The sequence below is a fragment of the Pseudorhodoplanes sp. genome, from assembly GCF_046289595.1.
Taxonomy (GTDB): domain Bacteria; phylum Pseudomonadota; class Alphaproteobacteria; order Rhizobiales; family Xanthobacteraceae; genus Pseudorhodoplanes.
Genome location: NZ_JBKBVB010000143.1, coordinates 1 through 10,441, shown reverse-complemented (window position 1 = coordinate 10,441; position 10,441 = coordinate 1). Strand labels below are relative to the sequence as shown.

Annotated in this window: 10 protein-coding genes; 6 read left to right on the top strand and 4 right to left on the bottom strand. The window is 64.5% G+C overall.

Translation table 11 applies throughout. The features are described 5' to 3' along the window. Window position 1: 1 nt before the first annotated feature. Both ACK41X_RS20795 and ACK41X_RS20790 read right to left on the bottom strand, forming a co-directional pair. Window positions 2-751 (bottom strand): F0F1 ATP synthase subunit A, encoded by a 750-nt coding sequence (locus ACK41X_RS20795; protein ID WP_409727288.1) that lies wholly within the window; start codon window positions 749-751, stop codon window positions 2-4. 45 nt (window positions 752-796) lie between these two features. Beyond that, entirely contained in the window at window positions 797-1,177 is a 381-nt protein-coding gene (locus ACK41X_RS20790; RefSeq protein WP_409727285.1) for an AtpZ/AtpI family protein, read from the bottom strand. Window positions 1,178-1,416: 239 nt separating this feature from the next. Between ACK41X_RS20790 and ACK41X_RS20785 the strand changes: the two genes are divergently transcribed. The 3 genes from ACK41X_RS20785 (at window position 1,417) to ACK41X_RS20775 (ending at window position 3,184) form a co-directional block, all read left to right on the top strand. Then, window positions 1,417-1,890 carry a hypothetical protein gene (locus ACK41X_RS20785; protein WP_409727282.1) on the top strand — a complete coding sequence of 158 codons (474 nt, stop codon included), beginning with the start codon at window positions 1,417-1,419 and terminating at the stop codon, window positions 1,888-1,890. A 21-nt stretch (window positions 1,891-1,911) separates the two neighbouring features. Then, a complete protein-coding gene (locus tag ACK41X_RS20780) occupies window positions 1,912-2,445 on the top strand; it encodes a secondary thiamine-phosphate synthase enzyme YjbQ (protein WP_409727279.1) in 534 nt (177 codons plus the stop codon). Window positions 2,446-2,506: 61 nt separating this feature from the next. Continuing rightward, window positions 2,507-3,184 (top strand): response regulator, encoded by a 678-nt coding sequence (locus tag ACK41X_RS20775; RefSeq protein ID WP_409727275.1) that lies wholly within the window; start codon window positions 2,507-2,509, stop codon window positions 3,182-3,184. 15 nt (window positions 3,185-3,199) lie between these two features. Here ACK41X_RS20775 and ACK41X_RS20770 read toward each other — a convergent pair whose 3' ends face one another. Continuing rightward, the gene (locus ACK41X_RS20770) at window positions 3,200-3,835 is read right to left on the bottom strand and encodes a TetR/AcrR family transcriptional regulator (RefSeq protein ID WP_409727272.1); all 636 of its coding nucleotides are present in this window, start codon (window positions 3,833-3,835) and stop codon (window positions 3,200-3,202) included. Between the two features lie 235 nt (window positions 3,836-4,070). Between ACK41X_RS20770 and ACK41X_RS20765 the strand changes: the two genes are divergently transcribed. Further along, window positions 4,071-5,258: an acyl-CoA dehydrogenase family protein gene (locus tag ACK41X_RS20765; protein ID WP_409727269.1), complete on the top strand. Its 1,188-nt coding sequence runs from the start codon at window positions 4,071-4,073 to the stop codon at window positions 5,256-5,258. Window positions 5,259-5,267: 9 nt separating this feature from the next. Here the strand turns inward: ACK41X_RS20765 and ACK41X_RS20760 are convergent, their stop codons facing one another. Beyond that, window positions 5,268-8,768 carry a NahK/ErcS family hybrid sensor histidine kinase/response regulator gene (locus ACK41X_RS20760; protein WP_409727297.1) on the bottom strand — a complete coding sequence of 1,167 codons (3,501 nt, stop codon included), beginning with the start codon at window positions 8,766-8,768 and terminating at the stop codon, window positions 5,268-5,270. Window positions 8,769-8,933: 165 nt separating this feature from the next. Between ACK41X_RS20760 and mscL the strand changes: the two genes are divergently transcribed. Both mscL and ACK41X_RS20750 read left to right on the top strand, forming a co-directional pair. Continuing rightward, window positions 8,934-9,356, top strand: a complete 423-nt coding sequence (mscL, locus tag ACK41X_RS20755; protein ID WP_409727294.1) for a large conductance mechanosensitive channel protein MscL — start codon at window positions 8,934-8,936, stop codon at window positions 9,354-9,356. A 5-nt stretch (window positions 9,357-9,361) separates the two neighbouring features. Next, window positions 9,362-10,441: pyridoxal phosphate-dependent aminotransferase (locus tag ACK41X_RS20750; protein ID WP_409727291.1), on the top strand; the 1,080-nt coding region annotated here is incomplete at its 3' end.

Sequence of the window (10,441 nt, the reverse complement as noted above, 5' to 3'; positions counted from 1 at the left end):
TCTAGTGACCCGGGTGAAGCGCATCGTTGAGATAGATGCAGGTCAGGATGGTGAAGACATAGGCCTGCAGGAATGCGACCAGGAATTCCAGCGCGGTCAGCGCCACGGTCATGCCGAGCGGCAGCACCGCACCGAACCAGCCGAGAATGCCGAGCCCGGCCAGCATCGGAACGAAGCTCGCGAACACCTTCAGCGTGATATGCCCGGCGAACACGTTCGCGAACAGGCGCACGCTGTGCGAGAGCGGCCGCGACAGGAACGAGATGACCTCGATCATCACGATCAGCGGCATGATGTAGATCGGGATGCCGCTCGGTACGAACAGCTTCAGGAACTTCACGCCGTTCTTGTAGAAGCCGTAGATCAGCACCGTCAGGAAGACGATGATCGCCAGCAAGGCGGTGACGATGATGTGGCTGGTGACGGTGAAGGAGCCGGGAATCATCCCGACCATGTTGGCGAACAGCACGAAGGTGAACAGCGTAAAGACCAGCGGGAAGAACTTCATGCCTTCCCGGCCCGCCGAACTTCGCAACATGTCCGCGACGAATTCGTAGGTCAGTTCCGCCACCGACTGCATCCGGCCGGGAATCACGGCGCGGCGGCTGGTGGCGCCGATCATCAGCAGCGAGACCGCGGCGACCGCGATCAGCATGAACAAAGCCGAATTGGTGAAGGCAATCTCCTGACCGCCGACGGTGCCCAGCGTGGCGATCTTCTTGATCTGGAATTGCGAGATCGGATCGGCCATAGCCTTGGATCTATCCTTCAGGTCACCGCGCGGGAGCGCAGCCGTTCAAGGTTTGTCGGCGTTGCCGCCGGGAAGCTTGCTCGGGCCGACCACGCCGGCCGCCCGCATGACATTCAACACGCCCGCTGCAAAACCCAGCAGCAGAAACACGATCATTCCCCAAGGCGAAAGCCCCGTCAGCCGATCCAGAAACCAGCCGATCAGCGCTCCGACCAATACGCCAGCGACCAGCTCGGCAGAGAGGCGAAACCCTTTCGCCATCGCCTGCGGATCGGACACGTATTTTCCGGAGTCGTTTTCGGCCGGCTTCGCCTGCCCGGTCTGGCCGAGCCTGGCGCCGAGACCTTTGAGCCTCTCGGAGAAAGCGGCTTCTTCGGAGGCCCGGTCCGCCGATCGCTCGTCCTTGCCGCGTGCGCCGTCAGCCATGCTTTCGACACCCGCCTCTGGAAGACAAACGTGCGCCCTTGCGCCCCTCAAAAACCGCGCGGACCATACTGAGGGGGGTCAGGCGAGTCAAGAAACCTGGTGCGCTGCGCAAAGATTGAATCGCGCCAATTTATCAACGGCTTATCGAGATCGGGTCGCCGCCTCCCACAGCGTCGCGACTTTCGGCGCAGCCGGGCCGGGTGCTAGGATTTGAACCGACCGAGACCGGAGATTCCCGCATGCCACGCGCCCTGATGATGTCCTTGGCCATCGCCTGTCTTGCGCTCGCCGCTCCCGCAAGTATCCCCGCACACGCTCAGGGCGGCATGCCCGACAGCGAGAATGGCCGCTATTCGTTGAACCGGGTGGAGGATGGCTATCTGCGGCTGGATCAGCGCACCGGACAGGTCTCGCTGTGCTCGCGCCGGACCATGGGCTGGTCCTGCCATCCGATTCCGGACGAGCGGATGGCGCTTGAGGAGGAAATCGGCCGCCTGCAACGAGACAACGCCGCGCTGAAGAAGGAAATGCTGGCGCGTGGGATCACCCCGCCTGGCGGATCACCGTCCGAGGCCTCCTCACCGAGGGAAAAGCCTGCGCTGAAGGTGCCAAGCGACGCCGAGCTCGACCGGGCCGTCGCCACCATCGAGCGGCTTTGGAAGCGCCTTGTCGAAATGGTGAAGCGATGGCAACGGGAGATGACGCCCATCTGACCGCTTGGCCTCACGATAAGCATGGCGGCAATCACGGAGCCCGACGCCTTGCCCGGACGCCTTTCGCAGATCACCCGAAGCGCGCCAGAGGTCATCGCCACCGCGGAACTCAGGATCGAAACGGGCGGTGAGGGCTTTCTCGACATCACCGCCGAAACGCAGCGCTTCCTCGCCGAGGCCGGGGCACAGGATGGGACCTTCTCGGCGTTCCTGCGCCACACCTCGGCCTCGCTCACCGTTCAGGAAAACGCCGATCCGGACGTGCTGCGCGACCTTGTTTCGGCGCTGCGGCATCTGGCGCCGCGTGACTTCGGGTGGGTCCACGATGCCGAGGGCCCGGACGACATGCCGGCCCATGTGCGCACCATGCTCACAGGGGTTTCGCTCCAGATCCCGGTACTTGATGGGCGCCTCCAGCTCGGCACCTGGCAAGGCATTTACCTGATCGAGCACCGGGCGACGCCGCACCGGCGGCAGATCGTGCTGCAATTCACCGGAAGTCGCGCCGGGAAGAACGCCGACGCGAGCCTCTCGACTCGCCCGAAAATGTTGTAAAGTCGTCACAGCGAGCTGCGCCAGGCGCCAGGAACCCGGTGCGAGAGAGATCGACCCCAGAGTGACCGAACCCACGCTTTACCGGCTGGTTATTGCGGACGACCACCCGCTGTTTCGCGGCGCGCTGCGCGAGGCCGTGAGCGGAATGTTTGACCGCGTCGAATTCTCCGAAGCAGGCTCCTTCGATGAGGTGTCGAAGCTTCTCGATGCCAGCGCCGATGTCGATCTCATCCTGCTCGACCTCTCGATGCCGGGCGTGCGCGGCTTTTCCGGGCTGATGTATCTTCGCGCACAATATCCCGGGGTGCCGGTGGTGGTGGTGTCCGGCAATGACGATCCCGCGGTCATCCGCCGCTGCATGGATTTCGGTGCATCGGGCTTCATCCCAAAGACGCTCGACACCGATGGCATGCGTTCGGCCATCATGGCGGTGCTGAATGGCGGGGTCTGGACGCCGCCGGACATCAATCTCGATGCCGGGACGGATGCTGAAACGGCCGCATTGCTGTCGCGGCTCGCGACCCTGACCCCGCAGCAGGTCAGGGTGCTGATGATGCTGTCGGAGGGCCTGCTCAACAAGCAGATCGCCTACGAGCTCTCGGTCTCCGAGGCGACCGTGAAGGCGCATGTGTCCGCCATCCTGCAGAAGCTTGGCGTCGAAAGCCGCACCCAGGCGGTGATCGCCGCGTCCAAGATCGAGGTCGGGCAATGGCCGCAGACCGCGCCGCTCGCCAATTGATGGCCGCGACGAGCCTTACTCGCGCGGCAAATCGGGACATGGTCTGCGTGCGATCTCCCAGGCTTCGTCGCGCGGTACGCCGACCATACCGAGCAGATTGACCACGGCTTCGTCGATCTTTTCGGCGGGAAGCTTGCCATCGCAGACCGCAAGACTGAACCCGACGATGGCATGGGTGGCCTGACGCCAGGCCAGTTCCGCATCCTCGACCCGATAGCGGCCGGCCGCCACGGCGTTGCGGATATCGCGGATCGCATAGGGTCCCATGATCCGGTACATCGCGCCGGCGATGACTTCCGAGCGCCGCAACAGCCAGCGCCAGCGGTGATCGGTGGTTGCCGCTTTCATGACGTTGCGGATACCGAAGGCATAGACCTGGGCCGGATCCTCGAACGTATCGGTGACGGCCTCGATCCTCTGGGCGAGACGGTCCATGACCTGCTCCATGACCCGCGTCGCCAGCTCTTCTTTTGAGGCAAAGTAATTGTAGACCGTGCCGGCCCCTACATCGGCGCGCTCGGCGATTTCGGACATGGTCGCGGCATCGATGCCCTTCTCGGCCATCACGTGATACCCGGCCTCGATCAGCGCCTGACGGTTGCGACGCTTGCGGCGATCGCTGCGGCTTTCCGCACCGGCGGCCATGCTCATCGGTTTGTCCCTCACAGCTGAGCCGGATCGCCCGGATTCAATATCCGGGCTGGTCAAGGCCCGAAACGTGGCCTGGCCGACCTGAACCATGCACGAAATGTCGGCCAGCTTCAGAAATGAATATCACTCATATTCGAAAACCAGTCAAAACTGCTCACCCTCACAAAAATGATTGACATTCATTTTTGGGTACAATTCACTTTCGTCAAAATTGTCAAACAGGGAGGCTCAGTTCATGAAGGCGTTTCCGGCAAATCAGGAGGCGAAGCGCAAGGCGCTGCTCGATGCCGTTGCGGCTATCGGCCCAACGCTCAGCGCATCGGGCCCGCGCAGCGAGGAACAGGGCACCCTGGCGGCGGAGGCTGTCACTGCGCTCCGCGATGCCGGCATCTTCCGGCTCAAGCTTGCGGCAGAGATGGGCGGTGCCGAAGCCGACCCCCTCACCGAAATGCTGGTCCTTGAGGAGCTCGCCTATCACGACCTGACCAGCGCATGGTGCACGATGGTCGGCGCGACCGCGATCGCCTCGCTCGGGACATTCCTGCCGCAATCCGGGCTCGACAAGGTTTTCCGTAACGGACACATCCCGACGGCGGCGATCTCGTTCTTTCCGGCCGGTCAGGCGCGGCGCAAGGACGGCGGCGGCTACCGCGTCAGCGGCCGCTGGCGCTTCAACAGCGGCATCCGTCACGCCGAATGGGTGCTGGGCGGGACGGTCGTGCAGGACAGCGACAACGGCAAGGGCGGTCCGATCGTCATGTTCTCGGCCTTCCCGGCCAGGGATGTGACGCTCTACGACAATTGGGGCGGCGTGACCGGGCTGCGCGGCACGGGGTCGGTGGATTTCTCGGTCGAGGACTATGACCTGCCGGAGGATCAGACCTTCGTGTGGGACTTGCTCGAGCCGCAACCCTTGCGCGGGGGAGCGTCCTACCGGCTTCCGCCCTTCAGCTATGTCGCCAAGGAGCATGGCAGCGTGGCGCTGGGCGGCGCCCGGCGTGCGCTCGACGAACTCGTCAAGATTGCGACCACGACGCGGGGCACCTTCCGCTCGTCCAAGCTCGACGAACGCCAGGTGGTGCACCGCTTCATCGGCGAGGCCGATCTGAAATTGCGCGCCGCCCGTGCGCTGATGCACGAGCGCTACGATCAGCTCTGGCGGAAGGTGAATGCGGGCGGCAAGCCGGACGGCGCCGATATCGCCGATGTCCGCGCGATCTGCGTTTATGCAACGGATCTCGCAATCGAGGTCGCGACCATGGCCTATCACTTTGCGGGCAATACCGGCCTGCATCATCCGCATGTGATCGGACGGCTGCTGCGCGATCTCAACACCGCCGGCATCCATCAGGTCATGAGCGATACGGCGTATGAAAATCACGGCAAGTTCCGGCTCGGCCTGCCGGCCGATCCGCTGGCCTGACCGCCTTCGCTATTCCGCCGCGGTCGCGTGCTGGATGCGCCATTGCGCCAGCAAGGCGCGCAACGCCGCGGGCTTGACCGGCTTGTTGACGATCGGCACGTCGCGCGCGCGGGCTTCCTCGCGGACGCGCAGCGTGCGGTCGGCCGTGATCAGGATGGCGGGCAGTTCGGCGCCGAAGCGCCGGCGCAGTTCGACGATGGCGTCGATGCCGTTGCCGCTGTCCAGATGATAGTCGACAAGGAGGCCGCTCAGCGCCGGACGCGCCGTCTCGATCGCCGCGATCGCAGATTGAAGGTCCGACGCCTTCAGCACCTGGCACCCCCATCCGCCGAGCAGCGCTTCCATGCCGTCGAGGATTTGCGGCTCGTTGTCGATGCAAAGCACCGCCATCCCGGAAAGCTGGGCCGGGTCGACGCGCAGCGGGCCGCGCTGCGGGACGCTGGCACTGATTGCGGCCGCCACCGGGACATCGACCGAAAACACCGAGCCGTGGCCCAGCTCGGATTTCAGATGCACCGGATGCGCAAGCACGCGGGCGATGCGCTCCACGATCGACAACCCCAGTCCCAGACCGCGCGCGACCTTGGCGCCGTCCTGCAGCCGATGAAACTCGCGGAAGATGGCGCGGGTCTGACTGGGCGGAATGCCGAGGCCGGAATCGCAGACCTGGATCCGGATCATCCCGGCCTGTCTGCGGCAGCCGACCAGCACGCGACCCTTTGGCGTATATTTGATCGCGTTGGAGATCAGATTCTGCAGCAAGCGGCGCAGCAGACGGCGGTCGGACCGCACGGTCGCGCTGCTGAGCACGAATGTCAGCTCGAGGCCTTTCTCGCGGGCCAGCGGCGTGAATTCAACCTCGAGCTGGCGCATCAACTCATCGATGCGGAATGCGCCGATGTCCGGCTTCATCGCGCCGGTATCGAGGCGCGAAATATCGAGCAGCGCGCCAAAAATTTCCTCAACCGCGTCGAGCGAGGCGTCGATATTGCCGACCAGGCGGCCGTCCTCGCCAAGGCCCTGACCCTGGCCCTGGCGTTCGACGAGCGAGGTCACATAAAGACGGGCGGCATTGAGCGGCTGCAGGATGTCGTGGCTGGCCGCGGCAAGAAACCGCGTTTTCGAAATATTCGCCTCCTCTGCGTCGGCCTTGGCGCGCGCCAGTTCCTCATTGAGCCGCACCAGTTCGACGGTGCGTTCGCGCACCCGTTGCTCCAGCGCCTCGGCCGCCTCGAAGCTCGGCGTCACGTCGGTGAAGGTGGTGACGATGCCGCCGCCCGGCATCTGGTTGGCGCGGACTTCGAGAACGAGGCCGCGCGCGGCGAAGCGCTCGATGAACGGCTCGGAGGCCGCGGTGTAGCGGCGCAGACGCTCGACGACCAGGGTATCGATGTCACCCGGTCCATAGATGCCGCGTTCGGCATGCAGACGCAGGATTTCGTCGAGCCGCGTGCCGATGCCGATCATGTCGCGTGGCAGATCGAGGATTTCGCCGAAGGTCCGGTTCCAGCAGACCAGCTGCATGTCCCGGTCGAAGACCGCGATGCCCTCGCTGACATGTTCGAGCGCGGTCTGCAGGATTTCGCGGTTGTAATGGATCGCCGCATTGGCATCGTCGAGCAGCTTCAGCGCAGCACGGGTCGACACCGTGCGCTTGCGCAGCAGAAGCGAGAGCACGAGCCGCGACGATGCCGCACCGATCGCAGAGGCAAGCAGGTGCTCGGCATGTTGCAGCAGCTGGAAATCCGCCGGACTGCCCGGGGACAGGTCGATGCGCTTGGCGGCGGCAAAGCTTTCGAACGAGGAGCGCGTGCGCTCCTGTCCGATATAGCGCGCTACCGCGGTCATCAATTCGTCGACGGTCACGGCGGAGCGCCACAGCCGGAAGCTCGGTGCCGGTGCTGCGTCCGGCACGAACAGATCGGCCTGGACCCGCTCGATCGCCTCCGGCGCGCGGCTGAGCGAAAAGCCGATATAGGCGATGATATTCAGCGCCAGGCTCCAGAACACGCCATGCGCCAGCTGCGGCAGATCGAGGCCGAACAGGGCGGTCGGCCGCAGGAACCAGATGCCGAACGGCCCGTCGGTCAGCACCGAAGGGCTGACGATGCCGCTGCCGACCGCGCTCGGCACCAGCAGCGTATAGAACCAGACCAGGACGCCGGCGGTCAGGCCGGCAATGGCGCCGCGCGCGGTGCCCTGCCGCCAGAACAGGCCGCCGAAAAAGGCCGGCGCGAGCTGGGCGATGGCGGCAAACGACAACAGCCCGATGGCGGCGAGCTGGGCATCCCCGACCGAGCGGTAATAGAGATAGGCCAGCACCAGAATGACGAAGATCGCGATTCGGCGAATGCGCAGCAGGAGCTTGCCGACATCGGCCTGGCCGGTCAGCAGCACCGAGCGCCGCTTCAGAAAGAACGGCACGACGAGGTCGTTCGACACCATGATCGCAAGCGCGACCGATTCCACGATCACCATTGCGGTTGCCGCCGACAGCCCGCCGATAAAAGCCGCAATGGTGAAGAAGGCGGCGTTGGCGGATAGCGGCAGCGCCAGCACGAACATGTCGCTGTCCACATTGCCGCTGCCGAAGGTCAGAAGGCCCGCCAGCGCGATCGGAACCACGAACAGGTTGATGAGGACGAGATAGAGCGGAAACAGCCAGCGCGCGCGCTTGATTTCGGCTTCGGAATGATTCTCCACGACCGTGACATGGAATTGCCGCGGCAACAGGATGATCGCCACGGTCGAGAGCAGCGTCATCGCGATCACGGTGGAGAAATTCGGCGCGGTGGTCAGGACCGCAGCGGTGTCGGGCCGCGACATGGCCCGCGAGAACAGGTCTGCCGGACCGCCAAACATCCAGTAGGTCACGAACAGGCCCACTGCGAGAAATGCCGCGAGCTTGACGATCGATTCGGTGGCGATCGCGAGCATCAGGCCGTCCTGATGTTCGGTCGCATCGATATGGCGGGTGCCGAACAGGATGGCGAAGGCCGCCATCGCCAGGGCGACCAGCAGCGCGGTGTCGCCAAGGACATTCGGCGTGAAATTCGGCACGACGTGCAGGAACACGGTGCCGAACATCGCCGACACTGCCTTCAGCTGCAGCGCGATATAGGGAATCGTGCCGAAGATTGCGATCAGGGCGACCAGCGCGGCCACCGACTGGCGCTTGCCGTAGCGCGCTGCGATGAAGTCGGCGATCGAGGTGATGTTCTGGTTCTTGGCGAGCCGGACGATCCGCAGCACCAGCGGCGTGCACAGGCCGATCATCAGGATCGGCCCGATATAGATGGTCAGGAAGTCGAAACCCGATTTCGACGCGAGACCGACCGAGCCGAAAAACGTCCAGGAGGTGCAATAGATCGCAAGGCACAGCGGGTAGATCAGCAGGCGCGACCGGTCCGCCCGCGCAATCGTGCGCAGCCGGTCGCCATAGCTTGCGACCACGAACAAGAGGCCGATATAGCCGAGCGCGATCGCGATAACGACCCAGCCTTGCAGCATCATGGCGCAACCGCCCTTTCCGGAGCCGCGGTGACCCCCGGGTGACCCGAAAACATCACAAATTCCGGTTCATGGCTACCGCATAAGCCGGGTCCCGGCTTTTCCTGACCCCGCCCGAGGCCCTATCGTTACCGATTGCACGGGAGAGGAGCCGTCATGAAGAAAATGCTGAATGAATTTCGCGAGTTCGCCGTCAAGGGCAATGTGGTCGATCTTGCCATTGGCGTGATTATCGGTGCGGCTTTCGGCCGGATCGTGGAATCGCTGGTCGGGGACATGATCATGCCGATTTTCGGCGCCATCGGCGGTCTCGATTTTTCGAACTATTTCCTGGCCCTGTCGAGCGACGTGACGGCAACCAATCTTGCGGATGCGCGAAAGCAGGGGCCGGTCATCGCCTGGGGTAACTTCGTCACCGTCGCGATCAACTTCGCGATTGTGGCGGGCGCCCTGTTCTTCGTGGTGAAGGGTATCAACTACCTGCGCCGCATGGCTGCGCAGGAGCCGGAGGCCGCCAAGACCGTCGAGCCGCCCCGTGAGGAAAAGCTGCTGGAAGAAATCCGCGATCTGCTCGCGAAAAAGATTTGAGCTGCATCGTGGCCGCCTCCGGCGAGGATGACGGCAATGCGCAAGCCTCGGCCGCTCTGATCGCGGCCTTGCGCGCATCCGCGCGCGAGGCGCCGCTCAGCGGCATCGTCGAGATCATGAAATACGGCCGGGCGCGCGGCGGCGTCATGGGCCTGTGGGCGGGCGAAGGCGATACGCCGACGCCGGCCTTTATCGCGGACGCCGCCAGCCGCGCACTCGCCGCCGGCGAGACCTTCTATACATGGCAGCGCGGGCTTCCCGCCTTGCGCGAAGCGCTCGCCCGCTATCACACACGACTGTACGGACGCGCCTTCTCGGCCGACGAATTCTTCGTCACCGGCGGCGGCATGCAGGCGATCCAGATCACGCTCGCCATGACCGCGACCGCAGGCAGCGAAGTGATTATCCCAACGCCGGCCTGGCCGAATGCGGCCGGTGCCACCGGGCTGATTGGAGCGCATCCGGTGGAGGTGCCGATGCAGTTCGGCAATGCGGGGTGGACACTCGACATCGATCGGCTTGCGGCAGCGGTCAACGGGCGCACCCGCGTCATCGTCATGGTCACCCCGTCCAATCCGACCGGCTGGACGGCGTCGCATGACGATCTGCGCGCCGTGCTCGCGCTCGCGCGGCAGCACGGCCTTTGGATCGTTGCCGACGAGACCTATGCCCGCTTCTGGTATGGCGGCGGCGAGCGCGCGCCGTCGTTTCTCGACATCATGGCGCCCGAGGATCGCATCCTGTTCGTCAACACCTTTTCCAAGAATTGGTGCATGACCGGCTGGCGCATGGGCTGGATCGTGGCGCATCCCTCGCTCGGTCAGGTGGTCGAGAATATGATCCAGTATTCGACCTCGGGCGTTGCGCAATTCATGCAGCGCGCCGGCGTCGTGGCGCTCGATCGAGGCGAGGATTTTGTGGTGCAGCAGGTCGCGCGGGCGAAAGCCAGCCGCGACATTGCCTGCGAGATTCTGGGCAAGACCGGCCGCAGCCGCTTCACGCCGCCGCAGGGCGCGTTCTATCTGTTCTTCTCAGTGGACGGCGAGACCGACAGCGACAGGCTGGCGCGGCGCCTCGTCGACGAG

What these genes read in the sequence shown, in the direction of transcription:
- mscL (WP_409727294.1), top strand. Translation starts at nt 8,934, where the DNA reads ATGCTGAATGAATTTCGCGAGTTCGCCGTCAAGGGCAATGTGGTCGAT.
- ACK41X_RS20770 (WP_409727272.1), bottom strand. Translation starts at nt 3,835, where the DNA reads ATGAGCATGGCCGCCGGTGCGGAAAGCCGCAGCGATCGCCGCAAGCGT.
- ACK41X_RS20780 (WP_409727279.1), top strand. Translation starts at nt 1,912, where the DNA reads ATGGCGGCAATCACGGAGCCCGACGCCTTGCCCGGACGCCTTTCGCAG.
- ACK41X_RS20785 (WP_409727282.1), top strand. Translation starts at nt 1,417, where the DNA reads ATGCCACGCGCCCTGATGATGTCCTTGGCCATCGCCTGTCTTGCGCTC.
- ACK41X_RS20765 (WP_409727269.1), top strand. Translation starts at nt 4,071, where the DNA reads ATGAAGGCGTTTCCGGCAAATCAGGAGGCGAAGCGCAAGGCGCTGCTC.
- ACK41X_RS20795 (WP_409727288.1), bottom strand. Translation starts at nt 751, where the DNA reads ATGGCCGATCCGATCTCGCAATTCCAGATCAAGAAGATCGCCACGCTG.
- ACK41X_RS20790 (WP_409727285.1), bottom strand. Translation starts at nt 1,177, where the DNA reads ATGGCTGACGGCGCACGCGGCAAGGACGAGCGATCGGCGGACCGGGCC.
- ACK41X_RS20760 (WP_409727297.1), bottom strand. Translation starts at nt 8,768, where the DNA reads ATGCTGCAAGGCTGGGTCGTTATCGCGATCGCGCTCGGCTATATCGGC.